Annotated in this window: 25 protein-coding genes and 1 tRNA gene; 15 read left to right on the top strand and 11 right to left on the bottom strand. The window is 70.8% G+C overall.

Going from position 1 to position 26,302, the window contains the following annotated elements; all coding sequences use genetic code 11:
• The first annotated feature begins 59 nt into the window (after nt 1-59).
• Together HFP15_RS01040 and HFP15_RS01035 are read left to right on the top strand one after the other, a co-directional pair.
• Nucleotides 60-1,184 (top strand): NDMA-dependent alcohol dehydrogenase, encoded by a 1,125-nt coding sequence (locus tag HFP15_RS01040; protein ID WP_168510384.1) that lies wholly within the window; start codon nt 60-62, stop codon nt 1,182-1,184.
• A 16-nt stretch (nt 1,185-1,200) separates the two neighbouring features.
• Nucleotides 1,201-2,631, top strand: coding sequence for an aldehyde dehydrogenase family protein (locus tag HFP15_RS01035; protein WP_168510382.1), 1,431 nt, complete (start codon nt 1,201-1,203; stop codon nt 2,629-2,631).
• A gap of 25 nt (nt 2,632-2,656) precedes the next feature.
• Here the strand turns inward: HFP15_RS01035 and HFP15_RS01030 are convergent, their stop codons facing one another.
• Together HFP15_RS01030 and HFP15_RS42445 are read right to left on the bottom strand one after the other, a co-directional pair.
• On the bottom strand, nt 2,657-3,580 hold the full coding sequence (locus HFP15_RS01030) for an AraC-like ligand-binding domain-containing protein (RefSeq protein WP_168510380.1): 924 nt from the start codon (nt 3,578-3,580) through the stop codon (nt 2,657-2,659).
• Between the two features lie 99 nt (nt 3,581-3,679).
• Entirely contained in the window at nt 3,680-3,850 is a 171-nt protein-coding gene (locus HFP15_RS42445) for a hypothetical protein (RefSeq protein WP_246271247.1), read from the bottom strand.
• Between the two features lie 161 nt (nt 3,851-4,011).
• Here HFP15_RS42445 and HFP15_RS01025 point away from each other — a divergent pair, with 161 nt between their 5' ends.
• The 3 genes from HFP15_RS01025 (at nt 4,012) to HFP15_RS01015 (ending at nt 8,305) form a co-directional block, all read left to right on the top strand.
• On the top strand, nt 4,012-4,977 hold the full coding sequence (locus HFP15_RS01025) for an adenosine deaminase (protein WP_312871360.1): 966 nt from the start codon (nt 4,012-4,014) through the stop codon (nt 4,975-4,977).
• 68 nt (nt 4,978-5,045) lie between these two features.
• Nucleotides 5,046-6,785: a pyruvate dehydrogenase gene (locus HFP15_RS01020; protein ID WP_168510376.1), complete on the top strand. Its 1,740-nt coding sequence runs from the start codon at nt 5,046-5,048 to the stop codon at nt 6,783-6,785.
• A 176-nt stretch (nt 6,786-6,961) separates the two neighbouring features.
• On the top strand, nt 6,962-8,305 hold the full coding sequence (locus tag HFP15_RS01015; protein WP_312871436.1) for a cytochrome P450: 1,344 nt from the start codon (nt 6,962-6,964) through the stop codon (nt 8,303-8,305).
• 2 nt (nt 8,306-8,307) lie between these two features.
• Here HFP15_RS01015 and HFP15_RS01010 read toward each other — a convergent pair whose 3' ends face one another.
• From HFP15_RS01010 to mdlC, 3 genes are all read right to left on the bottom strand, one after another.
• Complete coding sequence (locus tag HFP15_RS01010; RefSeq protein WP_168510374.1) at nt 8,308-8,616, bottom strand: hypothetical protein; 309 nt, start codon at nt 8,614-8,616, stop codon at nt 8,308-8,310.
• A 155-nt stretch (nt 8,617-8,771) separates the two neighbouring features.
• Complete coding sequence (locus HFP15_RS01005; RefSeq protein ID WP_168510371.1) at nt 8,772-10,001, bottom strand: MFS transporter; 1,230 nt, start codon at nt 9,999-10,001, stop codon at nt 8,772-8,774.
• Nucleotides 10,002-10,023: 22 nt separating this feature from the next.
• Entirely contained in the window at nt 10,024-11,604 is a 1,581-nt protein-coding gene (gene mdlC / locus HFP15_RS01000; RefSeq protein ID WP_168510368.1) for a benzoylformate decarboxylase, read from the bottom strand.
• A 101-nt stretch (nt 11,605-11,705) separates the two neighbouring features.
• Between mdlC and HFP15_RS00995 the strand changes: the two genes are divergently transcribed.
• From HFP15_RS00995 to HFP15_RS00985, 3 genes are all read left to right on the top strand, one after another.
• Nucleotides 11,706-12,632 (top strand): LysR family transcriptional regulator, encoded by a 927-nt coding sequence (locus HFP15_RS00995; protein WP_246271246.1) that lies wholly within the window; start codon nt 11,706-11,708, stop codon nt 12,630-12,632.
• Between the two features lie 25 nt (nt 12,633-12,657).
• Nucleotides 12,658-13,839: a low temperature requirement protein A gene (locus HFP15_RS00990; RefSeq protein ID WP_210716587.1), complete on the top strand. Its 1,182-nt coding sequence runs from the start codon at nt 12,658-12,660 to the stop codon at nt 13,837-13,839.
• A gap of 62 nt (nt 13,840-13,901) precedes the next feature.
• Nucleotides 13,902-13,996 (top strand) — tRNA-Sec (locus tag HFP15_RS00985).
• A 201-nt stretch (nt 13,997-14,197) separates the two neighbouring features.
• Here the strand turns inward: HFP15_RS00985 and HFP15_RS00980 are convergent.
• Entirely contained in the window at nt 14,198-14,431 is a 234-nt protein-coding gene (locus HFP15_RS00980) for a hypothetical protein (protein ID WP_168510366.1), read from the bottom strand.
• Between the two features lie 218 nt (nt 14,432-14,649).
• Between HFP15_RS00980 and HFP15_RS00975 the strand changes: the two genes are divergently transcribed.
• The 3 genes from HFP15_RS00975 (at nt 14,650) to HFP15_RS00965 (ending at nt 17,889) form a co-directional block, all read left to right on the top strand.
• A complete protein-coding gene (locus HFP15_RS00975) occupies nt 14,650-14,976 on the top strand; it encodes a hypothetical protein (RefSeq protein ID WP_168510364.1) in 327 nt (108 codons plus the stop codon).
• A 66-nt stretch (nt 14,977-15,042) separates the two neighbouring features.
• The gene (locus HFP15_RS00970; RefSeq protein WP_168510362.1) at nt 15,043-16,230 is read left to right on the top strand and encodes a cation:proton antiporter; all 1,188 of its coding nucleotides are present in this window, start codon (nt 15,043-15,045) and stop codon (nt 16,228-16,230) included.
• A 96-nt stretch (nt 16,231-16,326) separates the two neighbouring features.
• On the top strand, nt 16,327-17,889 hold the full coding sequence (locus tag HFP15_RS00965) for a long-chain-fatty-acid--CoA ligase (protein ID WP_168510360.1): 1,563 nt from the start codon (nt 16,327-16,329) through the stop codon (nt 17,887-17,889).
• A gap of 52 nt (nt 17,890-17,941) precedes the next feature.
• On the opposite strand, the gene HFP15_RS00960 is transcribed toward HFP15_RS00965, so the two are convergent.
• Nucleotides 17,942-19,057 (bottom strand): NDMA-dependent alcohol dehydrogenase, encoded by a 1,116-nt coding sequence (locus HFP15_RS00960; protein WP_168510358.1) that lies wholly within the window; start codon nt 19,055-19,057, stop codon nt 17,942-17,944.
• A 236-nt stretch (nt 19,058-19,293) separates the two neighbouring features.
• Nucleotides 19,294-20,748: an MFS transporter gene (locus tag HFP15_RS00955; protein ID WP_168511217.1), complete on the bottom strand. Its 1,455-nt coding sequence runs from the start codon at nt 20,746-20,748 to the stop codon at nt 19,294-19,296.
• An 86-nt stretch (nt 20,749-20,834) separates the two neighbouring features.
• Between HFP15_RS00955 and HFP15_RS00950 the strand changes: the two genes are divergently transcribed.
• Entirely contained in the window at nt 20,835-21,212 is a 378-nt protein-coding gene (locus tag HFP15_RS00950; RefSeq protein WP_168510356.1) for a MarR family winged helix-turn-helix transcriptional regulator, read from the top strand.
• A gap of 7 nt (nt 21,213-21,219) precedes the next feature.
• On the opposite strand, the gene HFP15_RS00945 is transcribed toward HFP15_RS00950, so the two are convergent.
• The gene (locus tag HFP15_RS00945; protein WP_168510354.1) at nt 21,220-21,618 is read right to left on the bottom strand and encodes an MmcQ/YjbR family DNA-binding protein; all 399 of its coding nucleotides are present in this window, start codon (nt 21,616-21,618) and stop codon (nt 21,220-21,222) included.
• A 50-nt stretch (nt 21,619-21,668) separates the two neighbouring features.
• On the opposite strand from HFP15_RS00945, the gene HFP15_RS00940 reads away from it, so the two are divergent.
• From HFP15_RS00940 to HFP15_RS00930, 3 genes are read left to right on the top strand one after another with little or no spacing between them, the layout of a single operon-like run.
• Nucleotides 21,669-22,712, top strand: a complete 1,044-nt coding sequence (locus HFP15_RS00940; protein WP_168510352.1) for a T6SS phospholipase effector Tle1-like catalytic domain-containing protein — start codon at nt 21,669-21,671, stop codon at nt 22,710-22,712.
• Nucleotides 22,713-22,767: 55 nt separating this feature from the next.
• Nucleotides 22,768-22,932: a hypothetical protein gene (locus tag HFP15_RS00935; protein ID WP_168510350.1), complete on the top strand. Its 165-nt coding sequence runs from the start codon at nt 22,768-22,770 to the stop codon at nt 22,930-22,932.
• A 60-nt stretch (nt 22,933-22,992) separates the two neighbouring features.
• A complete protein-coding gene (locus HFP15_RS00930; RefSeq protein ID WP_168510348.1) occupies nt 22,993-23,877 on the top strand; it encodes an alpha/beta fold hydrolase in 885 nt (294 codons plus the stop codon).
• Here the strand turns inward: HFP15_RS00930 and HFP15_RS00925 are convergent.
• Both HFP15_RS00925 and HFP15_RS43730 read right to left on the bottom strand, forming a co-directional pair.
• A complete protein-coding gene (locus HFP15_RS00925) occupies nt 23,846-24,364 on the bottom strand; it encodes a trypco2 family protein (RefSeq protein WP_168510346.1) in 519 nt (172 codons plus the stop codon). The two genes, HFP15_RS00930 and HFP15_RS00925, sit on opposite strands and share 32 nt — an antisense overlap.
• A 14-nt stretch (nt 24,365-24,378) precedes the next feature.
• Nucleotides 24,379-26,280, bottom strand: coding sequence for a CHAT domain-containing protein (locus HFP15_RS43730; protein WP_168510344.1), 1,902 nt, complete (start codon nt 26,278-26,280; stop codon nt 24,379-24,381).
• Nucleotides 26,281-26,302 lie beyond the last annotated feature (22 nt).

The following is a 26,302-nucleotide window of genomic DNA, read 5'->3' as shown; positions in this document are numbered from 1 at the left end:
AGGGACGACGCGCCGGCCCGGGTCTAGTAGGGCCACACGCAGTTGTCCTGGAGGTATCAATGCCGATCACCACCCGAACCTCGATCGTCCGCGAGGCACCCGGCCGGTACGAGACGGTCGAGGTCGAACTCGACGATCCGCGCCAGGGCGAGGTGACCGTCAAGCTCGCCGCGTCCGGCCTGTGCCACTCCGACGACCACGTCGCGACCGGCGACGTGCCCGTCGGCGTCTACCCGTACGCGGGCGGCCACGAGGGCGCGGGCGTCGTCACCGCCGTCGGCCCGGACACCCCCGGCTACGAGGTCGGCGATCACGTCGTCTTCTCGTTCCTGCCCGCCTGCGGCAAGTGCGAGTTCTGCGCGCGGGGCATGTCCAACCTGTGCGACCTCGGCGCCTCGCTGCTGACCGGGGCGCGCGCCGACGACCCGGCGAGCTTCCGCATGCATCTCGACGGCCGGCCGGTCGGTCAGCAGTGCGGCATCTCGACGTTCAGCGAATACACCACCGCCTCGGTCGACTCCGTCGTCAAGATCGGCAAGGACATTCCGCTGAAGGTCGCCGCGCTCATCGGCTGCGGCGTGCCGACCGGCTGGGGCTCGGCGGTCAACTCCGCGGGCATCCGGCCGGGCGACACCGTGATCGTCATGGGCATCGGCGGCATCGGCGCCAACGCGCTGCAGGGCGCGGCGCACGCGGGCGCCACGACGATCGTCGCCGTGGACCCGGTGGCCGGAAAGCGGGACTGGGCCAAGAAGTTCGGCGCCACGCACTTCTACACGTCCATCGACGAGGCCGCCGACTACGCCCGCTCGATCACCAACGGCCAAGGCGCCGACGCCACGATCGTCACCATCGGCGTCGTCCAGGGCGAGCACGTCGGGCAGGCGCTGGCCTCGATCCGCAAGGCGGGCACCGTGGTGGTGACCGGGCTCGGCGACATCACCGCCGCGGGCGCCCCGATCGCGCTCGGCGACCTGACGCTGATGCAGAAGCGGCTGCAGGGTTCGCTGTTCGGTGAGTCCAACCCGCGCCGCGACATCCCGAACCTGCTGCGCATGTACCAGGCCGGGCAGCTCAAGCTCGACGAGCTCGTCACCAAGACCTACACCCTCGACCAGGTCGCCGAGGCCTACGAGGACATGCACGCCGGACGCAACATCCGCGGCCTCATCGTCTTCGACTGACCAGGAGCAGCGAGTCATGCGCACTGACATGTACATCAACGGGAAGTGGACCGGCGGCAGCGCCACCTTCCCCACGCACAACCCCGCCACCGGCGAGGTGATCGCGGAACTTCCGGCGGCCACGCCGTCCGATGTGGACGCCGCTGTCGGCGCAGCCGCGGACGCGTTCGCCGAATGGGCCGCGATGCTGCCCGCGCAGCGGGCCCGCCTGCTGCTCAAGGTGGCCGACCTGCTGGAGCAGCGGGCCGACGAGTTCGCCCGGCTGGAGACCACCGACCAGGGCCAGCCGCTGGCGATCAGCGCCGGATTCTCGGTGCCCAACGCCGTCGAGCACTTCCGCTACTACGCGGGCTGGGTCACCAAGATCACCGGCCTCACGGCCCCGCTGTCGGTGCCCGATGTGGACTACCGCACGCGCCGCGAGCCGCTGGGCGTCTGCGGGCTGATCACGCCGTGGAACTTCCCGCTGATGATTCTCGTGTGGAAGCTCGCCCCGGCACTGGCCACCGGCAACACCGTGGTGATCAAGCCTGCCGAGCAGACCCCGCTGACCACCCTGCTGCTCGCGGAAGTCCTTGAGCAGGCCGGAATTCCGGCCGGTGTGGTCAACGTCGTGACCGGCGGCCCGGAGGTGGGCAAGGCGCTGGTGCGGCATCCGAAGATCGCGAAGATCTCGTTCACCGGCTCGACCGCGGTGGGCCGCGAGATCGCCGCCGAGGCGGGACGGGCGCTGAAGAAGGTGTCGCTGGAACTCGGCGGCAAGGCGCCCAGCATCATCGCCGCGGACGCCGACATCGACGCCGTCATCGAGGGCAATCTGATGAGCGGGCTGCTCAACTCGGGCCAGGTCTGCGCGGCCGCGACCCGGTTCTACGTCGACCGCGAGCGTTCCGACGAGTTCGCCGAGAAGATGGCCGGCGCCGCGGGTTCGATGACGCTGGGCTCCGGCCTGGACGAGACCGCGCAACTGGGCCCGGTCGTGTCGCTGGAGCAGCTCGAGCAGATCGACTCCTACGTCCGCATCGGCAAGGAAGAGGGCGCGCAGTTGCTCGCCGGCGGCAGCCGCGCCGACGGCGAACTGGCCGGCGGCTACTTCTACCGGCCGACCGTGTTCGGCAACGTCACGCAGGACATGCGGATCGCCCGTGAGGAGATCTTCGGCCCGGTGCTGACGGTGCTGCCCTACGACGACCCGGAGGAGCTGGCCGTCCGCGCCAACGACACCGACTACGGGCTGGCCGCCTACATCTGGTCGCGCGACATCGGCACCGCGAACCGGCTAGCGCACCAGGTCAAGGCGGGCACCGTGTGGATCAACATGCCGCCGCTGCTGGACGCGGGCGCCGCGTGGGGCGGCATGAAGTCCTCCGGCCTCGGCCGCGAGATGGGCTGGGAGGCCATCGAAGCCTTCACCGAGGTCAAGTCCATCTGGACCAGCCTGGCCTGAGCAGGCTCCGGCGGGCGGCGTGCGGTCACCGCGCCGTCCGCCGGATTTCAGCCGCGGTCCGGCCGAACTCGGCCTTCAGCGCGCGGCTGAGGTGGGTCGCGTCGAGCACGCCCCACCTCGCCGCGATCGCGGCCACCGTGCGCTCGGCGAGCGCCGGGTCGGCCAGATCCCGCCGGATCCGCATCAGCCGCTCGCGCCGGATCCAGGCCGAAAGCGTCAGCGACCGCGACTGGAACATCTTGTGCAGATAACGCACCGAAACGTGGTGCGCCCTGGCCACCGACTCGACGCTGAGCTCCGGATCGCCCAGCCGGGCAAGGCAATGCGCCAGGATCCGGTCCGCGAGATCCTCGCCGTGCCGGGGCCGCAGCTCCGTCAGCTCGGAGATCACCATCGACACCAGCGCGTCGGTCAAATACCGTCCCGCGTCCCCGGCGAACCCCTCCGCGCCGTCGCCGAGCACGTCGGTGATGGTGCGGAAGAAGCCGCCGACGACGCGCTGCACCCCGTGCGAGGTGGGCACGGCGACCGCGGTGCTGGCGGCGAGGCCGTCGACGTGCGCGCCGAGCAGCGGTTTCGGCACGGCCACCACCGTGATGTCGTAGGGCTCGGTGAAGGTCAGCTCGTACGGCCGGTCGGTGGCGTAGTTGACCAGGTCGCCGGGGCGAAGCACGCACCGGCGGCCGTCCTGCTCGACCTGCCCGCGCCCCGCGGTCACCACGGTCGCCTTGACCAGGTCCCGGTCGGTGGAGCTGATCAGGCGCGGCAGCCGCCGCACCTGGCAGGGCGCGCAGCGGATGCGGGTGACCACCACGTCACCGGCGGTCGCCGCGCGGATCGTTCCCTCGAAAGCGCCCGCACGCAGGGGCCGCACCCGCAGCGGGGCGAACGCCTCCGACGCGAGCGCCTCGAACGAGGCGACGTGCTCGTCCACGTTGACCGACGTCATCATACTGCCCTTTAATGACCGACCGTTCGGATAGCAATTGCGGTCCAAGATACGGGCAGGCGTGCCGGGTGGCAACAGGGTGGCCGTCCCGGTCCGGGGTCAGTAGCCGCCCGTGTCGCCGCCCGAACTCCAGCCGCCGTCTCGGCTGTTGCGGGACAGGCCGCCTTCGGCCCGGCGGATGTCCCGCTGCGCGCCGCGCAGTTCGCGCAGCGCCTTCTTCCGCGAGGACGGCTTGTCGTCCTTCTTCTTGCGCCACCACAACAGCCCCATCGCCCACCCTCCCGTTTCGTCCGATTCAGGTAGTGCACGCCGGACCCGTCCGGTTCGTTCGCTTCCGGTGCCGGATTGCTCCGATCGGCCGAGCCTTCCCTGCTGCCGGACGGCGAGGGGCCGATGCGCCGGACCCGCAGGCGCCGGTAGCGTCTCCGACCGTGACCGTCCTGCCCAAGGCCGAGCTGCACCTGCACATCGAGGGCACGCTCGAACCCGAGATGGTGTTCGAGCTGGCCCGGCGCAACGACGTGGCGCTGCCCTATCGCGATATCGACGATCTGCGGGCGCGTTACCGGTTCGCCGATCTCCAGTCCTTTTTGGACATCTACTACGCGAACATGGCGGTCCTGCGCACCACACGCGATTTCCACGATCTCGCGGCCGCGTACCTGCGGCGCTGCCCGGAGCAGGGCGTGCGCCACGCCGAGATCTTCTTCGACCCGCAGGCCCACCTCGCCCGCGGGGTGCCGATGTCCGCGGTGGTGGAAGGGCTTTCCGGAGCCATCGGCGAGTTCCCGGAGGTCTCGGCCAAGCTGATCCTGTGCTTCCTGCGCGACCAGTCCGCCGATTCGGCCGAGGAGACCCTGCGGCGGGCCGAACCGCATCTCGACGACATCGTCGGGGTCGGGCTGGACTCGGCCGAGATCGGGCATCCGCCGTCGAAGTTCGCGACGGTGTTCGCCGCGGCACGGAAGCTGGGCCTCGAACCGGTCGCGCACGCGGGCGAGGAGGGCCCGCCCGCTTATGTGCGCGAGGCGCTCGACGTTCTCGGCGTGCGGCGCGTGGACCATGGCATCCGCGCGATGGAGGATCCCGATCTGGTCGCACGGCTACGGCGGGAGCGGGTGCCGCTGACCGTGTGCCCGCTGTCCAACGTGCGGCTGGGCTGTGTGCCGGACATCGCGCACCATCCACTGCCCGCCATGCTCGCCGAAGGCCTCAACGTCTCGGTGCATTCGGACGATCCGGCCTACTTCGGCGGCTACGTCACCGCCAACCTGGCGGCCCTGCGCCTGTCCGAGGACCAGCTGCGGCTGCTGGCCGCGAACTCGTTCGAATCGTCCTTTGTGACCGCTCAGGCGCGGGAGCGGTATCTGGCCGAGGTGCGGGCCTGGCGGCCGTAGACCCTGCGGGAACCGGCCCCGGCGGTGACAATCGGCTCAGGCCAGCGACAGCGAGAGGGGCAGCCCGTATGGCGCGACAGACCGTCGCCGAGCAGTTCGTCCAGATACTCGTCCAGGCCGGGGTCTCCCGCATTTACGGGGTGGTGGGCGACAGTCTCAACCCGGTGGTCGACGCGATCCGCCGCACCGAGGGCATCGAATGGGTGCACGTGCGCAACGAGGAGGCAGGCGCGTTCGCGGCCGCCGCCGAGGCCGAGCTGACCGGGCGGCTCGCGGTGTGCGCGGGCAGCTGCGGGCCCGGCAACACCCATCTGCTGCAGGGGCTTTACGACGCCCAGCGCTCGGGCGTGCCGGTGCTCGCGCTGGCCTCGCACATCCCGGCCACGCAGGTGGGCACGTCGTTCTTCCAGGAAACCCATCCGGAGCGGCTGTTCGTCGACTGCAGCGGCTACTGCGAGCAGATCACCCGGCCCGGGCAGCTGCCGAGAGTGCCGCGCATCGCGATCCAGCACGCGCTGTCCCGCCGCGAGGTCTCGGTCATCGTGCTGCCCGGCGACGTCGCGCATCTCGACGTCCCGGCCCCGGCGGGCACGAGCTCGTTCGTCACCGGGCGCGCCACGGTCACGCCGCCGCCGGAGCAGATCGACGCGCTGGCCCACAAGCTCAACGAGGCGAGCAGCGTGACGCTGTTCTGCGGCGCCGGGGTGCGTGGCGCGCACGCCGAGGTCATGGAGCTGGCGGGCAGACTGCACTCGCCGATCGGGCATTCCTTGCGGGGCAAGGAATGGATCCAGTTCGACAATCCCTACGACGTGGGGATGAGCGGCCTGCTCGGCTACGGTGCCTGCTACCGCGCGACGAATGACGCCGACCTGCTGCTCCTGGTCGGCACCGACTTTCCCTACGACGGCTTCCTGCCGCAGGCGCACACCGTCCAGATCGACCACGACGCCTCCCGGCTCGGCCGGCGCACGCCGCTGGAGCTCGGTGTGCACGGCGACGTGCGGGAGACGCTGCGCGCGGTGCTGCCCTTGGTCAAGCAGAAGGACGACCGCACGTTCCTGGACGACATGCTGCGTGAGCACGCGCGCTCGCTGGAGCAGGTCGTCGACGCCTACACCCGCAACGTCGAACGCCACGTGCCGATCCACCCCGAGTACGCCGCCGACGTCCTGGACGATCTCGCCGACGACGACGCGGTGTTCACCGTCGACACCGGCATGTGCAACGTGTGGGCCGCGCGCTACATCACGCCGAACGGGCGCCGCCGGGTCATCGGGTCCTTCCTGCACGGCAGCATGGCCAACGCGCTGCCGCACGCGATCGGCGCGCAGCTCGCGCACCCGGGCAGGCAGGTGATCTCGCTGTCCGGTGACGGCGGGCTCGGCATGCTCATGGGCGAACTGCTCACCGTGCGGCTGCACGATCTGCCGGTGAAGATCGTGGTGTTCAACAACTCCTCGCTCGGCATGGTGAAGCTGGAGATGCTGGTCGACGGCCTGCCCGACTACCAGACCGATCACGCCGCCGTGGACTACGCCGCGATCGCGCGTGCCGCGGGCCTGCACGGAATCCGCGTCACCGAACCGCAGGGGGTCGCCGACGCGCTCGCCGAGGCGTTCGCGCATCCCGGGCCCGCACTGGTCGACGTCGTCACCGATCCCAACGCGCTGTCCATCCCGCCGCATATCACCGGTGGCCAGCTCAAGGGCTTCATGCTGGCCGCGAGCAAGGTCGTGCTCACCGGCGGGGTCGGCAAGATGGTCGACCTGGCGCGCTCGAACCTGCGCAACATCCCGCGTCCCTAGGGTTCGCGGGCCCGCGGGCGGTGCCGCCGTGTCCGCGGGTCACACACCGGACCGGCGGTCACGCACCCGTCGTCCTCACGGGCAAGGCTCGTTTCACAGCGCTCGCTTGACCGTCTCGCGGGTCGCGCCTATCGTTCGTGGTACGCAGACGTACCACACGGGGAGGCGGCGTGGTGATCACGAAACCGGCGGAGCGGACGCGGGCGGACGGATTGGCCGCACGGGTACGCGAAGGCGCGAAACCGGTCGTGCGGTGGGGCCTCAACCATGGGCTTCCCCGCACCGCGCTGCGTGCGGCCCTCCGCCGAGGGGATCTGCAGGCACGGCTGGTCAACGCGGCGAGCACCTCGTCCACCGCCGAGTTGCACGGGCTGTTCGAAGAGATCCGCTCCCGCGGGCCGCTGGTCAAAACCCAGTTCGCCTACGTCACCGCGACGCACTCGACGGTCCGGGAAGTGCTCACCAGCAACGACTTCCGCTCCGGCGTCGGCGCGACCGACAACGGCCCGCTGGCCCGGCTCGGCGAGTGGTCGGCCAGGAGCACCCTGCATCCGGTCGCGCCGCCGTCGCTGCTGGTGACCGAGCCGCCGGATCACACGCGCTACCGCAAGCTCGTCACCCGCGTGTTCACCGTGCGCGCGGTGGAGAAGCTACGCGAGCGCACCGAGCAGATCACGAACGAACTGCTCGACGCGATCGATCCCGCCGGCCCGGTGGATCTCGTCGAGGCCTACTGCAGCCTGCTTCCGGTGACGGTGATCGCCGAGATCCTCGGCGTGCCGGCGGAACAACGGCAACGCGTGCTCGAACTGGGCGGTGCCGCGGCGCCGAGCCTGGATCTCGGCTTGTCCTGGCGGCAGTTCCGCGCCGTCGAGGCCGCGCTCGCCGAGTTCGACGCGTGGCTCGGTGAGCACCTGGATCACCTGCGCGCCAACCCCGGCGACAACCTGCTCAGCCAGCTCGTGGCCGCCCGCGAGAACGGCGTCGGGCTCAACGACCAGGAGCTGCGGGCCACCGCGGGGCTCGTGCTCGCCGCGGGTTTCGAGACCACGGTGAACCTGCTGGGCAACGGCATCAACCTGCTGCGGCGGCATCCCGATCAGCTGGCCGCGGTCCAGTCCGATCCCGCGCTGTGGCCGGGCGCGGTCGAGGAGATCCTTCGGCTGGATCCCCCCGTGCTGCTGACGGGGCGGACCTGCGCGCGGGACACCGAGGTCGCGGGTGTGCGCGTGCGCGAGGGCTCGGTGGTGACCACGATCCTGGCGGGGGCGAACCGCGATCCGGCCCTGTTCGCCGATCCCGCCACGTTCGACGTGCGCCGCGACAACGCCCGCGACCACCTGTCGTTCTCCGCGGGACGGCACTACTGCCTCGGTGCCTCGCTGGCCAGGATGGAAGGCGAGGTGGGCCTGCGGGTGCTGTTCGAGCGCTACCCGCGACTGCGGCTGGAACCCGGCGCCGACCGTCGCCGGACCCGCATCCTGCGCGGTTTCGAACGCCTGCCCGCACGGCTGAGCTGAGGTCACTTTTCCCTGGGCCGCAAGGCATAGGCCGCCACGAGCTGGTCCACCAGGCACAGCGGACGCTTGTGCTCGTCGCCGTAGGGGATCTCGAAATCCACCACACCGAGCCAGTCGCCCTTCAGCGTCGGGAACCAGCCGTGCAGCCTGCCCGGCACCTCCCCCGACATGTCCAGCCCGGTCACGACCACGTGGCTCGGCGCGCCGGGGATCCGGAGATAGATCGCGTCCAGGCGCACCCAGACCGGCGTGATCACCCGCAGCCTGCCGTGCTTGTCGTCGCCGTACCAGCGCGTGTACGGCGTGATCATCGGCCCGCACCGCGTCGAGACATACCCGCACTCCCTTGTCCATCCCTCCCTAGAGTAGAACACATGTTCGATGCGCGGCCGGTCCTGCCCTGAGTCGCCGGGCGAAAAAGGCGGCCACCGCCCGCAAGGACGGTGGCCGCCTCCGCGCCGCCAGATCAGCTGTTGAGTGCGGCCCGCGCCGCGGGGCTGCGTTCGCCGGCGCGTGTCCGCAGCAGCAGCAACGCCCCGAGCCCGAGCACCGCCACCGCCGCGAAGAGCCAGAAGCCCCACGGGTTGGCGACCCCCGCGGTGACCAGCGCACCGGTGATGAACGGGCCGACGATCGAGCCCAGCCTGCCCACGGCCGAGGTCAGCCCGAGTGCCGTGCCGCGTGCCTCGGCGGGGAAGGTGTGCGCGACGTAGCCGAAGATCAGCACCTGCGCGGAGAAGATGAACACGCCGGTCAGCAGCACGAGCGCGTTGAGCAGGAAAGCGCTGCCGATGTGCAGGCTCAGCACCGCGAGCAGCACCGCACCGGTGCCGAACCAGATCCGCGCGATGCGGGCGATCCCGGCCCGGTCGGCGATCACCCCGGCGAGCACGAGCCCGATGATCGCCCCGATGTTGAGCACCAGCAGCAGCGCGACCGACGTCGAGATCGGGTAACCCGCGCCGCGCATCAGCTGCGGAAGCCACGTGTTGAGCCCGTACACCAGCAGCAGTCCCATGAACGAGCCCGCCCACACGGCCACCGTGACGCGCCGGTACCGCGGGCCGAGCAGGTCCCGCATGCCGACGCTGTCGGTCTTCGGCTGCCGCTTTGCCTCGAGATAGGCCGCGGACTCCGGCAGCCGCCACCACATCAGCGGCACCACGAGCAGCCCGGCCACACCGCCGGCGTAGAAGAGCACATGCCAGTTCTCCCCGACGCCGAGCGCGAGCAGCGAGGTGATCACGGCGCCGAAGTGGTAGCCGGTCATGGTGAACGTGTTCGCACTCGCGCGGCGCCGCGCCGGCAGGTTCTCCGACATCACCGTCAGCGCGACCGGCATGCACGCGCCCAGCCCGATGCCCGCGAGGAACCGCAGGATCCCGAACACGGCGACGCTGGGTGCCAGCGGGGTCAGCAGCGTGAACACCGAGAACACCAGCACCGAGCCGATGAGCATGCCGCGGCGGCCGAACCGGTCCGTGACCGGCCCGAGGAAGGCCGCGCCCACGGCCACCCCGACCAGCGACACCGTGGCCGCCATCGTGGCACCGGCGGCGGTGAACCCGATGTGGTGGGTCTTGAGCAGCGTCGGGATCGTCGCCCCGAGCGCCACCAGGTCATAGCCTTCGAGCAGGACGGTCAGCCAGCACAACACCGCGGTCGTGGGGGCCGATCTGGTGGGAGTCGTCGTCATTGCCGTACTCCTTGTTCCGCGATCACTCGGGTGTGGTCAGCTCGGTGTCGACCTGGATCAGCCTCGGGCCCGCCGTGGCGGTCTTGAGCTGCGCGCGCAGTTCGTCGAGGCCGCGGACCGCGACGCCAGGCACGCCGTAGCCCTGTGCGATGGCCGTGAAATCCAGCCCGGGGATGTCCATGCCCGGCACGTCGGGAGTGCCGAGCACCCCGCTGAACCAGCGCAGGGCGCCGTAGGTCCCGTTGCGCAGGATCACGAAGGTGACCGGCACGTGGTACTGCGCGGCCGTCCACAGCGCGGTGATGCCGTAGTTGGCCGAACCGTCGCCGATCACGCCCACCACCGGACGGCCGGGCAGGCCCATCGCCATGCCGACCGCGGCGGGCATGCCGAAGCCGAGCCCGCCCGCGGCCGGGAAGAAATACGAACCGGGATGCCGCAGGTCCATCTGCCGCCACCAGGCCGCGTTGGTCGAGGTGGACTCCACGACGTAACACGTGTCGGCGGGCTGGGTGTCGCGCAGCGCGGCGAACACCTGCTCCGGATGCAGCGCCGTTTTCGCGGTCGCCGGTTCGGGTGTGGGCGCGAACGCGGCCGCGCCGGAGGCGGGACGCGCGGGCAGCCGGGCGAGCAGCGATTCGATGACCGGCGCCGGATCGGCGACCAGCGCCTGGCCCATCGGCGCGCGGGCCGCGGCCCCGGCGTCGTCGGTGACCTGGATCAGCTTCGCGCCTTCCGGCAGGTACCGGCCCGGCACGTGCTGGTGGTAGCGGAACACCGGCGCGCCCAGCACCAGCACCAGATCGTGCCCGGCCAGCGCGCCGGACACCGCGCCGATACCGGCGGGCAGCACGCCGCGGAAGAGCGGATGCCGGTTGGGGAAGGGCAGGCGGTGCGGCGAGGGCGCCACCCACACCGGCAGGCCGAGCTGCTCGGCCAGCGCGACGGACCGGTCGAACAGGCCCGCCGCGTCGAGATCGGCGCCGAGTACCAGCACCGGGCTCGCGGCGGACTCCAGCGCACCGGCGAGCGCGAGCAGCTGCTCCTCGTCCGGCGCCTGCCCGCGCGTCACCCTGCGGTCGAGGGTGGCCGTCGCGTTGTCGTCGAGTTCGGCGTCCCAGTCGTCGTAGGGCACCGACAGATAGGTCGGGCGGCGCTGCAGTTCGGCCTCGAACACCGCCTGCGCGAGCGAGCGCGGCACGTCCCCGGCGCAGCTCGGTTCGCCGGACCAGCCCACGAGCGGGCGCATCAGCTGCGGGGCGTCGAGGTTGGCGAGCATCGCGTCCAGGCCGATGGCCGAGCGCACCTGCTGGCCCGCGGTGAGCACGAGCGGTGAGCGCGCGTGCACGGCGTTGGTGACCGCGCCCATCGCGTTGCCCGACCCGGCCGCGGCGTGCAGGTTGACCAGCACCGGCAGGCCGGTGGCCTGCGCGTACCCGTCCGCCATGCCGACGACGACTCCCTCGTGCAGGCCCAGCACGTACCGGAACGTCTCGGGCAGTTCGGCGAGGAACGGCAGCTCGTTCGACCCCGGGTTGCCGAAGATCGTGGTGAGGCCACGGCGTTCCAGGAACTCGTGGGCGATCCGGCGTGCGGTGGCCATTCCGCGATGTCCTCTCTGACGTCGTCGATTCCTCACAGCGTAGGGAGAACGTCCGAATGTGGTCCAATCGATAATGCCAACGTCGGCCATAGACAGGATCGATGATGCGGGATTTCGACCTCAACCTGGTGCGCACGTTCGTGCTGCTCTACGAGACGCGCAGCGTGACCGCGACCGCCGAATCGATGCACCTCACCCAGCCCACGGTCAGCTACGGCCTGCAGAAGCTGCGCCGCCGCTTCTCCGACGAGCTGTTCCGGCGCACCGGAGCCGGGCTCGTGCCCACCACCACGGCACGCGCGCTGTACGAGCCCCTGCACGGCGCGCTCGCCGAGATCGAGGCCGCGGTGACCGGGGCACGCTCGTTCGACCCGGCCACCGCGCGGGCCTCGTTCACCCTGTGCCTGTCCGACCTGGGCGAGGTGTCCCTGCTGCCGCGGCTCATGGCGGCGCTGCCCCGGCACGCGCCGGGGGTCAAGCTGACGGTGCGCCCGCTGGACGTGTCGGGCGCGGCGGACCAGCTGGGCCGCGGCGAGATCGACGCGTTCATCGCCTCGCCGCTGCTGAGCTCGCAGCGCATCGCCCGGATCCCGCTGTTCTCCGAGGGATACGTCGGCATGGTGGCCAGGGAGCATCCCCGGCTGCGCGGCGACCGGGTGGACCTGGCGGAGCTGGCGCACGAGCGGCTGGTCACGGTCTTCGGCCCGGCCGGGCACGAGGGACCGCGCCGGGCGCTGGAGGCACACGGTCTGCTCGACCGGGTCGTGCTGGAGGTGACCCGGTTCGCGGCACTGCCCTACCTGGTGCAGACCAGCGAGCTGTTCGCGACGGTGCCGCGGCTGGTGGCGGACATGTTCGCCGCCGAGCACCGGGTGCGGCTGCTGGAGCTGCCCGTGGAGGTCGAGCCCGCGCAGGTGTCGATCTACACGCGGCACGCGCACGCGCGCACCCCGCCGCAGCACTGGCTGATCGATTTCATGCGCGGGATCCTCACCGATCCGCGGGATCGCGCACCCGTCATGATCTAGCGGGAATTCAACGGAAGGGGAGCCGATGACCGACGGACAGCTGACCTGGCGGCGGATGCGCGGCCGCGATCCCGGCGAGGAGCATCGGGCCTCCACCCCGCTGGAGCTGTTGTTCGACCTGTGTTTCGTGGTGGCGGTGGCGCAGGCCGCGGCCGAGTTGCACCACGCGCTGACCGAGGGCCACCTCGGGGCCGGGCTGGCCGGTTACGTCGCGGTGTTCTTCGCGATCTGGTGGGCCTGGATGAACTTCACCTGGTTCGCCTCCGCCTACGACACCGACGACGCGCCCTACCGGCTGCTGACCCTGCTGCAGATGGCCGGGGTGCTGGTGCTGGCCGCCGGGGTGCCGAGGGCCTTCGAGCACTACGACTTCTCCGTCGTGGTGGCGGGCTACGTGCTGATGCGGATCGGGCTGGTCGCGCAGTGGCTGCGCGCCGCCGCCGGGCATCCCGGCGGCCGTCCCGCGGCGCTGCGTTACGCCGGCGGCATCCTGGTGGTGCAGATCGGCTGGATCGCGCGCCTGTGGGCGCCTGGCGTGTGGGGCTGGGTCACCTTCGTCGTGCTGGCGATCGCGGAGATGGCGATCCCGGCGTGGGCCGAGTTCCGTGGCCGGGAGACGGCGTGGCATCCCGGACACATCGCCGAACGCTACGGCCTGTTCACGATCATCGTGCTCGGCGAGGTCATCCTCGCCACCCTCACCGCGGTGCAGTCCGCACTGACCGAGTCCGGTGTCTCGGCGCCGCTGGTCCTGGTCGCGCTCGGCGCGCTCGTCCTCGTCTTCGCCCTGTGGTGGATCTACTTCACCGGAGCCGAGGCGCATCTGCGCACCCAGCGGATCGCGCTCACCTGGGGTTATGGGCACTACCTCGTGTTCGCCGCCGTCGCGGCGCTGGGCGCCGGGCTGGAGGTCGCGGTGGACGCGGTGGAACACAAGGCGCACGTCTCCGAACAGGCCGCCGCGCTCGCGGTGGCCGTCCCGGTCGCCGTGGTGATGGTCGTGCTCGCCGCGCTGCACCGGCTCACCGGCACCGGCGCCGTGGCCCGCACGGCGATCGTCGCCGCCGGTGTGGTCCTGGTGCTGCTGCTGGCCTTCAGTCCGCCGCTGCTCGGACTGGGCGGGGCCGTCGCCGGTATCGCGGTCGTGGTGGCCGCGACGCTGACGGTGAACCTCGTCGTACTGTCCACTTCGGACCGTCCACGGTGAGCGCTTTCATGGCCGCCCAGGACAGCGGCTTCGATCGCGCACCGTTACGATCGATGTCGCGGGGAGGTGTACGCGTCCTGGTGGGCGCCGCGGTCTTCAAAACCGTCGAGGCCGGGAACCTCGGCCTGGCGGGTTCGATTCCCGTCCACCTCCGCCACCGTGCCGGGCGCTGCCGGTCCGCCTGCTTCCGGCCGGATCGGTAGCGAGGCGGGCACGCGCCGGGCGCCACCCCGACCCGGCGCCCGGCGCGTGCCTGGTCAGCCGGCCGAGCCCATCCGCTCGCCGGGGGTCTCCGTGGCTCGCCCGCCGCCGGAGTGCGCCGGTGCGGCGTCGAAGAGCGGTGTCCGCTCCCGCGCGCTCACGGGCCCACCGTCATGTCGACGATGCTGTCCTTGCGGATGAGGCTGGGCTCGACGTCCGCGGACGTGCCGTCCGGCTGAACAGGCACCCACACCTCCATCGTGTAGCGGTCGAAGATCGGCGTGCCCGTCACGGTGCCGCGACGGCACAGGCGCGTCACGTCACCCGTCCGCCCGCGGACCTTGTACGTCACCCGCGTCCCCGCGCGCAACCCCTGCTGTCCCTGGTCCACCTGGCCCCCTCCGGCGTTGTCGCCTGCCGCGTGTTCCTAACTCGACGGTAACCACGAACGGGCGGCGATACCCATCCCATGGCCGGGTGATTTCACCCTGCGGGATAGCCCGTCCGAGCGATAGAAACCCCGCCACAAAGCCACTCAGAGTGCTCTATCCACAGTGGACATGCACCGTCTGGTATACTTATACGAGACGCGGCGGCATCGGGAGGGCTATGCGAGGGACCAGGAGCTGGATCCACCGGCACCGGTCCGTCCTTTGTGGCCTCACCGTCGTCGCGCTGCTGACCTTCTTCGTCGTGGCCGCCGGTACCGATCACCGGACCGGCAGGCCCGGTCATCATGCTGTGATCGTCGCCTCGCACGCGACGCACAACGGGGTGGCCGCGCCGCCGTTGACCGCCGGGACACCGCCTGAAATCCGGGTCCGCGAGGTAGCGTGCCTCTACTCGTCCGACGCGGCCGCCACGGACGGGTTCGTGTTCACGGGCGCCCCGAACCGGCTCGGAGCACGTGCCCCTCCTACTCACGGGTGCTCCTGACCAGACCAGCCGACACCCACGCCGCCATCGCACGCGGCGTGCCCCGCCGCGCCTTGGAGACACCTCATGACAACCGGACACGCCCTGCTCGCCGTCGGCGGCGCGTTCCTCGCCGCCGGCCTGATCGCCAAAGCCGGTGCCCGGATCGGGCTGCCGACCATCGCACTGTTCATGCTCGCCGGATTTCTCTTCGGCCCCAACACTCCCGGTTTGTCCCTTGTGGACGATCCGGCCGAGATGGGGGTGCTTTCCGGGCTCGGCCTGGTGTTCCTGCTCTTCTATCTCGGACTCGAGTTCTCGCTCGACGACCTCGCCGCGGGCGGCCGCAAGCTCGCCCTCGCCGGTGGCGCCTACCTGCTGCTCAACATCGGCAGCGGGCTCGCCTTCGGGTTCGCGCTAGGCTGGGGTGCCCCGGAGGCGCTCGTCATCGCGGGCGCGGTCGGGATCTCGTCGTCGGCGATCGTGACCAAGCTGCTGCTGGAAACCCGCCGCATGAACAATCCCGAATCGCGGCTGATCCTGGGCATCGTCGTGATCGAGGACGTATTCCTCGCGCTCTACCTCGCGGTCCTGCAGCCGGTACTGGGCAAGGCGGACGGCTTCGGCGCCGCGCTGACCGACTTCGGCAAGGCGTTCGGCTTCCTGGTCCTGCTCGCGGCGCTGGCGCGCTGGGGCGGCAGGCTGCTGTCGAAGCTGTTCGCCGGCACCAACGACGAACTGCTGACCGTCTGTTTCGTGGGCGTGGCCGTGCTGGGTGCCGCCGTGGCCGAGGAGATCGGCGTGTCCGACGCCATCGGCGCGTTCATGATGGGCGTGCTGCTCGGTGGCTCGAAGGTCGCGCCCCGGATCCACAAGCTCGTGTTGCCGCTGCGGGACGCGTTCGGCGCGCTGTTCTTCTTCATCTTCGGCCTGAGCATCGACCCGCGCGCGGTCGGGCCGGTGATCGTGCCGGTGCTGGTCGCGGTGGCGATGACGATCGTGATCAACCTCGGCACCGGGGCGCTCGCCGCGAAACTGCACTCGTTCGACCGCGAGGCCGGGCTCAACATCGGCCTGACGGTGCTCACGCGCGGGGAGTTCTCGCTGGTCCTGGCGGCGATGGCCACCGCGGCCGGGCTGGACTCGCGGGTCGCGCCCTTCGTGGCCGGGTACGTGCTGCTGCTCGCGATCATCGGCCCGCTGGCCGTGGTCCGCTCCGGCCGGATCGCGCGCCTGCTCCGGCGCCGCGGTCAGCCGCAGCCGGTCGGTAAATAGAACGAGTTCTCGTCACCGGGATACCTTTTCCCGGGGACAGGAGACTGGTAAGAATAGAACTTGTTTCAGTCTTGTGATCGGCACGTGGAGGTGCGGATGAGCGTCCCGACCGTCACCGAGCTGCTGCTCGCGCGAGCCGGGGACGAGCATCCCGGCCTGCGCTTCGAGGACGAGACGTACACGTGGGCGCGGCATGTCCGGATGAGCGCGGGGCTCGCGACCGGGTTGCGGGCGAAACTGCGCTGGGACATCCCGCCCCACGTGGGCATCCTCGCCGACAACGTGCCGGCGTTCTCGTTACTGCTGGGCGGCTGCGCGCTCTCCGGCGCGGTGCTGGTGGGCCTCAACCCGACACGGCGCGGGGAGGCCCTCGCCCGCGACGTGCGCCTCGCCGACTGCCAGCTCGTGCTCACCGAGCGGCGGTACCAGCCGTTGCTGGACGGGCTGGACCTCGGCGGGGCCGAGGTGGGCGCGCTGGAGGCGCCGGAGTGGTGGGCGCCACGGGAGGTGCCGCCGGAACCGGTCGCCGCCGCGCCCGGCGATCTGCTGATGCTCATCTTCACCTCCGGCACGAGCGGTGATCCGAAGGCGGTGCGATGCACACACGGCAAGATCGCCTTCCCGGGCCGGATGCTCGCCGAGCGCTTCGGGTTGTCCACTTCGGACACCGCATACGTGGCGATGCCGATGTTCCACTCCAACGCGATCATGGCGGGCTGGGCGGTCGGGCTCGCCGCGGGTGCGACCATCGCGCTGCGCCGCCGGTTCTCCGCGTCCGGGTTCCTTCCCGACGTGTGCAGGTTCGGCGCGACCTACGCGAGCTACGTCGGCAAGCCACTGTCCTATGTGCTCGCCACTCCCCCGCGTCCGGATGATGCAGACAACCCGTTGCGCATCGTCTACGGCAACGAGGGCGCGAGCGCGGACCTGGCGGCCTTCGGTGACCGCTTCGGCTGCGCCGTGGTGGACGCGTTCGGCTCCACCGAGGGCGGCATCGGTTTCGCCCGCACGCCGGAAACCCCGGCCGGCTCGCTCGGGAAACCGGCCGAGGGGCTGGCGATCCTGCATCCGGGCACCGGGCGCCCGTGCCCGCCCGCCGAGTTCGATGCCGATGGCAGGCTGACCAACGCCGACGAGGCGGTCGGCGAGATGGTCAACATCGGCGGGGCGGGCTGGTTCGCCGGGTACTACCGCGATCCGGACGCGGACGCGGAGCGGTTGCGCGACGGGCGTTACCACACCGGCGATCTCGCCTACGCCGACGCAGGCGGCTTCTGGTACTTCGCCGGACGGCTGGGCGACTGGCTACGCGTCGACGGCGAAAACCTCGGCACGGCGCCGATCGAGCGGATTCTCGTGCGGCATCCGGGAATCGCCGACGCCGCCGTCTACGCCGTCCCCGACCCGGTGACCGGCGATCAGGTCATGGCGGCGGTCGTACCGTCGAACGGAACGCTGGACCCGGCGGAGTTCGGCCGCTTCCTCGCGGCACAGAGCGATTTGGGTCCGAAGCAGGTGCCCAGGTATGTGCGCGTGGTCGACGAACTGCCGAAGACCTCCACGTTCAAGGTCGTCAAGCGGCAGCTGGCCGCGGAAGGCCTGGCGGGGATGGTCTGGGAACTCGAGGGAAACGGCTACACGGCACTGGCACAGCCGTGAAAGAGCCCCTCATGGCGCAGCGCACCATGAGGGGCTCCTCACCGAGATCCGGTCAGCTTTCGTGGAGGATCACGCCACGGATGTTGCTTCCCGCGTGCATGTCGGCGTAGGCCTGGTTGACCTCGTCCAGTTTGTACGTCTTGGTGATCAGCTGGTCCAGCTTCAGCTTGCCCGCCTTGTACAGCGTCGCCAGCCTGGTGATCTCGAACGACGGGGTGCCCATCCCGAAGATCACGCCCTGGATGCGCTTCTGCATCATCGACAGCATCCACAGGTTGATCGGAAGGCCCTCGTCCTTGATGTCGCCGATGCCGGTGACCACGACGGTGCCGAACTTGCCGATCGAGTTCACCGCCTGCGCGACGTGCTCACCGGTGGTGACGCCGACCGTGACGATCGCGGCGTGGGCACCCTGGCCGTTGGTGACCGAACGGGCGAAATCGGCCGCCTCGTCGATCGTCGCGCAGGTGTGGGTGGCGCCGAACTCCAGTGCCTTCTCCCGCTTGAACGCGACCGGATCGGCGACGATGACGTGCGCGGCACCGCGGGTGGCCGCGGACTGCACGGCGTTCATGCCGACGCCGCCGGCACCCATCACGATGATCGTCTGCCCCGCCTTGACCTCGGCGGCGTACTCGGCCGAACCCCAGCCCGTCGGCACCCCGCAGGACAGCAGCGCGGCGACGTGGAACGGAATGTCGTCGTCGATCTTGGTGAGCGAGAACTCGGGCACGATGGCCTGCTGGGCGAACGTGCCCACCATCGTCATCTGGCCGACGTCCCTGCCGTCGAGGTGAGCACGGTAGGTGCCATCGGTCATCGACCCCTGCAGCGCGTAGATGCCGAGGTCGCAGACGTTGCCGCGGCCCGACGCGCAGGCCTCGCAGCGGCCGCAGGAAGGCACGAACTGGGCCACCACGTGATCGCCGGCGGCCAGCGAGCGCACGCCGGGTCCGACCGCCTCGACCACGCCGGCGCCCTCGTGCCCGCCGATCAGCGGTAGCAGGCCGACCGGCATGTCTCCCGTGGCGGCGTGGTCGTCGGAGTGGCACAGGCCCGCGGCATGGAACCGCACCCGCACCTCGTTGGGCCCGGGGTCGTCGATATCGATGTCGACGATCTGCCATTTACCGGGCTGCTCGAGCAGTGCCGCCGCACGGGTTCGCATCGTTGCACACCTCCAGGGTCACCGACAGACCCGAAATAGAACGCGTTACATCGGAAGTCAAGCACATCGTGCCAGCGCCATCAAGACCCACACGGTCAAGGCAGGAACAAGTTCTAGATCCCGGCCGTCGAGGTGGCCGGTCCACCCGGTGAGCTTATCGCGAAACCGGCTGCGGACCGCGCCGAGAAGGGGGCGGCCCGCCGCGCCGCGAGCCACCCCGATGGTGTCCACTGTGGTCAGTCGGTGAGCACGAGTTCCGGCTCCGCGGCCGGAGCACCGGCCCGCCGGCGCCGGACGATCCCGGCCAGCGCCACGAGCAGGCCGAGTGCGGCGATCCCGGTGATCACGGCCAGCGCGGGCGTGAGCCCGGCCAGCAGCGCGCCCGACGAGGCGTCGGTGCCCCCTTCGGAGGTCAGCACCGCCGTCACCACGGCGAGGCCGATCGCGCCGCCGACCTGCACGGCGGTGTTGAACAGCCCGCCGGCGAGGCCCTGCTCGTTGTCGCCGATCCCGTTGGTGGCCTGGATGTTCAGCGCCGAGAACGCCAGCATGAAGCCGATCCCGAGCAGGATCATGCTCGGCAGCACACTGCCGAAGTAGCCCGAATGCTCGTCGACGCGCAGGAACAGCGCGTAGGCGACGACGTGCGCGACCACCCCGGCGAAGATCACCCGCGCCGTGCCGATCCGGTCGATCAGCGGCTCGATGCGGGGCGAGCCGAACGCCACGATCAGCGCGGCGGGCAGGAAGCCGAACGCGGTCTGCAGCGCGCTCCAGCCCAGCACGGTCTGCAGGTACTGCATGACCACGAACTGGAACCCGATGTAGGCCCCGAAGAACAGGCCCGCGCCGAGGTTGGCCCGCGCGAGCGGCGCCGAGCGCAGGATGCCCAGGCGCAGCAGCGGATGCCTGCTGCGCTTCTCGATCAGCACGAACGCCGCCAGCAGCGCGGCGGCGAGCACGAACGAGACCACCGTGCGCGGCGCGGCCCAGCCGGCCTCGGGTGCTTGCACGACGGTGAACACCAGCAGCAGCGAGCCGAGTGCGCCGGTGATCGCGCCGGGCAGGTCGTAGCCCGCACCCGAACGGTCGCGCTCGTAGGCGGGGATCACCTTGACCGCCGAGGCCAGCGCGACGAGCGCGATCGGCACCGGCAGCAGGAACGTCCAGCGCCAGCCCACCTCGGTGAGCAGCCCGGAGAACACCAGCCCCGCGGAGTACCCGCTGGCGCCGAACACGGCGAAGATGCTGATCGCCTTGTTGCGCGCCGGGCCTTCCCGGAACGTGGTCGTGATGATCGACAGCGCCGCCGGTGCGGTGAACGCCGCGGCAAGGCCCTTGACGAAACGGCTCGCGATCAGCAGCGTGCCGTTGTCGACGACGCCGCCGAACAGGGACGCGACCGCGAACACGGCGACCGCGACCAGGAACACGCGGCGCCTGCCGAGCAGATCGGCGGTGCGGCCGCCGAGCAGCAGCAGTCCCCCGTAGCCGAGGACGTAGCCGCTGACGACCCATTGCAGCGCGCTGGTGGACAGGCCGAGATCGGCCCGGATGGACGGCAGCGCGACGCCGACCATCGATACGTCGAGGGCGTCGAGCCCCACGACCGTGGACACGGTGAGCAGTACGCCCCACAGGCGTGCGTCCCACTTGGTCGAAGTGGTGGACAGGTGCGCGGATGAGCTCATGCCCAGCATGATTACATGCGTCTGCATCTAATGCAAAGGAATTTAATTCGTTTGCATCTGATGCACGCGCGTGCTATGTTCGCGCCGTGGGTACCGTCGCTGAACAAGGCCTCGTTCGGCAGTGGCACGAGCTGCTGGCGCGGCACGCGATGGTGTCCAGCGCGCTGGAGTGCGCGCTGCAGGACAAGCACGGCATCGGCGTCAGCGAGTTCGAGGCGCTGGAGTTCCTGGCCGGCAGCGCCGACCAGTGCCGTTCCGCGGACCTGACCGACGCGGTGCATCTGAGCCAGAGCGCCACCTCCCGCCTCGTCGCCCGCCTCGAACGCGAGGGATTCGTCGAGCGCGCCCTGTGCGAGGCCGACCGCAGGGGCATCTTCGTCACGATCACCGGCGCCGGCCGCGAGCGTTACCTCGAGGCCAAGCCGACCCACCGCGCCGTGCTGGCCGAGAAACTCGGCGGCTGAGCCCCGCTCAGCGCGCCGCGAGCCAGCTCTCGCGGCGCTTCTTCGACGCCCGCGACAGCCACGCGTCCTCGATCACCTCGGCGAGTTCGGCCTTGGTCAGCTCGCCGAGGCGGCACTCCCGCACGAGCACGGAGGGATGGCCGTCGAAATGCGGGGTGGTGAAAAACGGTGAGCGCGGATCCTGCACCAGCGCCTGTTTGTCCGATTCGGACGGTACCCAGATCACGATGACGTCGGGATAGCGCTCGCCGGTCTGCGGATCGACCGCGTCGGGACGGGGATTGCGGAAGAACACGAACGATTTCCCGCCCACCTGATAGATCGGCCTGCCCGCCGTGCCCGGATAGATCGTGACGTGCGGCATCCGCAGCGCGAAGTCGTGCACGTCCTGCACCGTCGCGTTCATCGCCTCACCGTAAGCCGTAACGGCCCCGTCCGGCAGGCGACTTCTCCAGCATGGGGAAACGACTCGTGATCTGCTGCGACGGCACCTGGAACACGTGGAAGCAGCCCGCGCCGACGAACGTGGTCAAGGTCAGCGAGGCCGTCGCCCCGATGGACGAGCACGCCGTGCTCCAGCTCGGGTACTACCACGCGGGCGTCGGCACGCGACCGTGGGACCGTGTGCTCGGCGGTGCGTTCGGCTTCGGCCTGTCCCGCAACGTGCGCGCCTGCTACCGCTTCCTCGTGCGCCATTTCGAGCCCGGCGACGAGGTGTTCCTGTTCGGGTTCAGCCGTGGCGCCTACACCGCCCGCAGCACCGCCGGATTCATCCGCAACTGCGGAATCCTGGCGCGGCACAACGAGGACAGGATCGCCGAGGCCTACCGGCTCTATCGCGACCGCGACCCGGCGACCGGCCCGGACAGCCCGCGGGCGCGCGAGTTCCGCGCGCGCTACGCCCACGAGGACGTCACCCCGATCCGGTTCATCGGCGTCTGGGACACCGTCGGCGCGCTGGGCATCCCGCTGTCCGGTGGCCGCCTGATCAACCTCGTCAACCGGCGCTGGCAGTTCCACGACACGCAACTGTCCTCGACGATCCGGTCCGCGTTCCAGGCGCTGGCCATCGACGAGAAGCGCCGCCCGTTCACCCCCGCCGTCTGGAAGCCCTCCCCGGCCGCCGACGGGCAGCAGCGGGAGCAGGTCTGGTTCACCGGGGTGCATTCCGACGTCGGCGGCGGCTATCCGCAGACCGCGCTGTCCGACCTCACGCTGCGCTGGATGACCGCCCGCGCCCGCGCGTGCGGGCTCGCCTTCACCGAGGACGCCTTCGCCGGGCTGCCCGCGCGGGACGAGTTCGGCCCGCTGCACGACTCCGCGACCTGGTTCTACCGGATGATCGGCACCACGCCACGGAAGCTCGGTGAGCAGGACGCGCCCAGCGAGTACGCCGCCTCGTCGGCCGCGGACCGGCAGAAGGAGATGAACCCGCCGTACCGGGCGGAAAACCTGCGCACCTACCTCGCCGACGCCGCGCACCAGATCATGCCGGTCTGAACCCGCTACGGTGGAGGGTGCCGTCCACACCGCCAGCGGAAGGGGGTTCACCAGAATGCCCACGCCAGACAACCCGCCGGAACGGCCGGGCCCGCAGCCGCCGTTCCCGCGCCGCAAGAAGCCCGAGGGCACGCCGGATCAGTACCCGCACGAGACGCCGAACCGCTACCCCGGGGAAGGGCCGCGCATCGAGGGACTGCCGGAGCCGCCGGAACGCTGAGCGGCCACGAGGTCTTTCGGCTCTAGCCGCCGGTCGCGCCGCTTCGGTACCACTGGCCCGATGGAGCACCTGCGGGTCGAGGCCAACGGGATCGAGTTCCACGTCGCGGCGGACGGTCCCGTCGGCGCCCCGCCGATCCTGTTCCTGCACGGCTTTCCCGAGGGATCGGCCGGCTGGTACGCGACGATGCGGCTGCTGCCCGACCATCGCGTCTACGCGCCGGACCTGCGCGGCTATCCCGGCACGGACCGTCCCCGGGGCGGCTACGACGTGTTCACCCTGACCGACGACATCAAGGCGCTCATCGCCGCCCTGGGCCTGCGGCGGCCGCCGCTGGTGACGCATGACTGGGGCGGCGCGCTCGGCTGGATCTTCGCGCACCGGTTCTCCGCGCTGATCAGCCATCTCGTGGTCGTCAACTGCACGCATCCGCGCACGCTGGTGCGCGCGGCGCTGACCTTCGACCGGCTGCAGCCGCTGCGGATCCCGTGGGTGCTGCCGTTCCAGGTGCCGTGGCTGCCCGAGTTCCTGCTCACGACCCCGCTGGGCAGGATCGGCCTGCGGCTGTCGTTCGTGCTGCGTGAGGGTTCCCGTGGCCACATGGACACCGGCGTCGTCGACGACCTGGTGGACGGGTTCCGCTCGCCCGCCGACCTCGGCCCGCCCATCGACTACTACCGGGCGTTCGTGGCCACGCTGGTTTTCCCGCGCCGCCGCGCCCGCCTGTACTCGGTGTACGACACCCCGATCACCGTGCCGGTGACACTGATCTGGGGTCTGGAGGACGAGGCGCTGCCCGCGCCGATCGCGGAGAAAAGCGCGCGCGACGCCGGTCACGAGGTGGAATGGCGGCCGCTGCCGGGCATTGGGCATTTCGTCGACCTCGAAGCACCCGGGCTGCTGGCCGCCGAGATCACCCGTGCGCTGGCACCGGTGCGAGCGTGATCTTGAGCTTGTGCGTGATCTCGTCCCTGGTCCCGCCTTCGATCCCCAGCGAGATCGAACCGCCGCCGGTGATCGCGAAGGTGAGTTCGACCGTGCTTTCCTTGAGCAGGTAGGGATCCTCTCCCCCGGCGGCGTGCCCGACGGCGGCCAGCACGGTGCCGATCGCGTCGGCGAGCACCTCGTCCACCTCGCCTTCGCGGATCTCGTGGCCCGGCGCGAGATCCGGCGGCACCAGCGTGATGTCGATGGCGTGGGTGTCGTTGCGGGTCACGGCGGTGCCGAACTTGAGGCTCATCCCGATGAACGGGATCTTGAACTCCAGTTTCGCGCCCGAGGTCGAAGTGGCCACCATGTTGAGCACGAGCTGGACCGCGGACACCCGCAGCGTGCGCCCGGTGTCGGCCGCCGAGACGCCCGCCTGCGCCACGGCCGCCTTCACCGCGTCGATCAGGTCCTCCACCGGCACCCCGGTGTCGGTGACCTCCATCGTCGTTCCTCCTGTCAGTTCGCGTACGCGTGCGGGTCGCCGTAAACGGTGTAGGCCAGCCACGTCGGGTCAGGTCCGTCCTGTGCGGCGTCGCGGCGGGCGAGCAAGGCCGCCCGGCCCAGCGAGATGTTCTCGCGCAGGCGCCGGTAGAACGACTCGGCGAACGCGCTCGCGCAGTCGCTGCGCACCGGCCACAGGGTGCCGACGAACGCAGCGGCGCCCGCGGCCATGAACTGCTGCGCCCAGCCGGTCATCGCGCCGTACTCCAGTGCCGTGCCCGCGGTGCGGCAGGCGTTGAGGAACACCAGCGGGCTCTTGGCCGCCAGCGAACGGCGGACGGCCGCGCTGTTGAGCAGTGCCGGCACGAACGGGCCGCCAGTCATCGCGATCGACGAGCCTGCCTGCGGCGAGAAACTGTTGTGGCACACGAAATGCAGCGGACCGCAGGTGCCCGAGCCGAGCAGATCGAGCAGCACGTCCAGCTGCTCGACCTCCCCGGCGTGGCCGAGCACGGCGGCGAGGGTGTCGATCTCCTGGCGCGCGTTGCCCGGCGCGCGCCCGGACACGACGTAGGTGCACGGCGAGACGTTGACGACCTGCCTGCGTTCCTGCCCGAAAACGCGGCGCAGCACGGGAAACTGCTCGACGAGGAAACCGTTGTCCGAACCGGGACGCAGCGGGTAGAGCAGCTCCCACGGAATCACGTCGTGGCTCGTGGCGATCGTGAAGGACGTGATCTGGTCCCGCAGCTGCCAGAACTGCTCCTGGATGACGCGGGGCACGACGCCGTCCCACAGGCCGATGCCGGTCTCCTGCATCCAGCGCCGCGCCATGCCGCCCTCGTAGGGACCCCGCCCGGACGCGAGCTGCTTGAGCGTGGCGATCGCTCGTTCCACCGCGGCGGGCGGTTCGGCCGCCAGCGCCTGCGCGATCACCGGTTCGAACAGGTATTTCTCGGACAGGAGCTGGAAAACGGTGCGCTCGCCGTCGGAACGCACCTGCAGCGTCACCTCGCCGGGCCGGGCCTGCACGGCGTGGACGGTGGCCGTTTTCGGGCTCCCGTGTTCGGTGGGGCCGCCCGGTTCGACGGACACCTCGGCCTCCAGGTCCGCGAGGAACGTGCCGCCCGCGAACGCCATCACGCGTACCCGGTGCAGCCCGGGAGCCCTGGTGCGGAACGAAAAGCGCACGGGATCGACGGTGTGCGCGCCGGCCACGGTGAGCACCTGTTCCAGTGGCCCGGTGGGCAGCAGGCCGGGCGGCGCCTGCACCAGCACCGAGACGGTCGCGTATCCGGTCAGCCGCCGCAGCGGGGCCGCCACCGTCCATCCGGCGGTGTCGGTCTCGAGTCCGACGACGAGGCTGAGGTCGGTGTCCAGCGGCGCGCGGTCCGCCAGGTACGCGACGAGCGAGCGGTGTGGCGCGGGCAGGTCCTCCGCCGGAGGCGACAGCCGCCCGGGGACGTAGCCGGTGTCGTCCGACTTGCCGAGGTAGGGATACAGGTCCTCGGCCTCGTCGTCGTCCCAGTCCGCCGCGGGTGCGGGCTGAAACGACGGACTGGGTTCGACGCCACCCGGGTCGTGGAACCCGCCGTACCCGGACCCCGGCGAGTCGCCGGCCAGCGTCGCCATCGCCTCGGCGATCCGGTCGGCGAGCGCGCCGTCCTGCCGCGCCAGCCGCTCGAAGGCGCGGCGCAGATCCCGCCGCGTGGTACCCGTTGGCCTGCCATACGATTCGCAGTCCGACCACAACGCCTCGGCCGCGCTCCGCACCGCTGGATCCGAGACCGCGAGCTCGTAAAACCGCTCCAGGGAGCGGTCGTAGTCGGTGTCCGCGCCGAATCCGTCGATCCGGCGCAGTGCCCGGCGGAACAGCAGGTCGGCCGCGGCGGCGGGATCCAGCAGGTGAGCCCCCACTCCTCGTCGCCGTCCGTAATGC

Origin of the sequence: Amycolatopsis acididurans (assembly GCF_012328925.1) — a bacterium.
GTDB lineage: Bacteria > Actinomycetota > Actinomycetes > Mycobacteriales > Pseudonocardiaceae > Amycolatopsis_E > Amycolatopsis_E acididurans.
The sequence above is the reverse complement of the archived record's forward strand: the minus strand, read 5'-3'. Positions and strand labels throughout refer to the sequence as shown.

Excerpts from the sequence above, each read along its gene's own strand:
- HFP15_RS01005 (WP_168510371.1), bottom strand. The coding sequence starts at position 10,001 with ATGACGACGACTCCCACCAGATCGGCCCCCACGACCGCGGTGTTGTGC.
- HFP15_RS00960 (WP_168510358.1), bottom strand. The coding sequence starts at position 19,057 with ATGCGAACCCGTGCGGCGGCACTGCTCGAGCAGCCCGGTAAATGGCAG.
- HFP15_RS00995 (WP_246271246.1), top strand. The coding sequence starts at position 11,706 with ATGATGCGGGATTTCGACCTCAACCTGGTGCGCACGTTCGTGCTGCTC.
- HFP15_RS01035 (WP_168510382.1), top strand. The coding sequence starts at position 1,201 with ATGCGCACTGACATGTACATCAACGGGAAGTGGACCGGCGGCAGCGCC.
- HFP15_RS00930 (WP_168510348.1), top strand. The coding sequence starts at position 22,993 with ATGGAGCACCTGCGGGTCGAGGCCAACGGGATCGAGTTCCACGTCGCG.
- HFP15_RS00990 (WP_210716587.1), top strand. The coding sequence starts at position 12,658 with ATGACCGACGGACAGCTGACCTGGCGGCGGATGCGCGGCCGCGATCCC.
- HFP15_RS01040 (WP_168510384.1), top strand. The coding sequence starts at position 60 with ATGCCGATCACCACCCGAACCTCGATCGTCCGCGAGGCACCCGGCCGG.
- HFP15_RS00935 (WP_168510350.1), top strand. The coding sequence starts at position 22,768 with ATGCCCACGCCAGACAACCCGCCGGAACGGCCGGGCCCGCAGCCGCCG.
- HFP15_RS01030 (WP_168510380.1), bottom strand. The coding sequence starts at position 3,580 with ATGACGTCGGTCAACGTGGACGAGCACGTCGCCTCGTTCGAGGCGCTC.
- HFP15_RS01010 (WP_168510374.1), bottom strand. The coding sequence starts at position 8,616 with ATGATCACGCCGTACACGCGCTGGTACGGCGACGACAAGCACGGCAGG.
- HFP15_RS00970 (WP_168510362.1), top strand. The coding sequence starts at position 15,043 with ATGACAACCGGACACGCCCTGCTCGCCGTCGGCGGCGCGTTCCTCGCC.
- HFP15_RS00940 (WP_168510352.1), top strand. The coding sequence starts at position 21,669 with ATGGGGAAACGACTCGTGATCTGCTGCGACGGCACCTGGAACACGTGG.
- mdlC (WP_168510368.1), bottom strand. The coding sequence starts at position 11,604 with ATGGCCACCGCACGCCGGATCGCCCACGAGTTCCTGGAACGCCGTGGC.
- HFP15_RS00965 (WP_168510360.1), top strand. The coding sequence starts at position 16,327 with ATGAGCGTCCCGACCGTCACCGAGCTGCTGCTCGCGCGAGCCGGGGAC.
- HFP15_RS00975 (WP_168510364.1), top strand. The coding sequence starts at position 14,650 with ATGCGAGGGACCAGGAGCTGGATCCACCGGCACCGGTCCGTCCTTTGT.
- HFP15_RS00955 (WP_168511217.1), bottom strand. The coding sequence starts at position 20,748 with ATGAGCTCATCCGCGCACCTGTCCACCACTTCGACCAAGTGGGACGCA.
- HFP15_RS00945 (WP_168510354.1), bottom strand. The coding sequence starts at position 21,618 with ATGAACGCGACGGTGCAGGACGTGCACGACTTCGCGCTGCGGATGCCG.
- HFP15_RS42445 (WP_246271247.1), bottom strand. The coding sequence starts at position 3,850 with ATGGGGCTGTTGTGGTGGCGCAAGAAGAAGGACGACAAGCCGTCCTCG.
- HFP15_RS00925 (WP_168510346.1), bottom strand. The coding sequence starts at position 24,364 with ATGGAGGTCACCGACACCGGGGTGCCGGTGGAGGACCTGATCGACGCG.
- HFP15_RS01020 (WP_168510376.1), top strand. The coding sequence starts at position 5,046 with ATGGCGCGACAGACCGTCGCCGAGCAGTTCGTCCAGATACTCGTCCAG.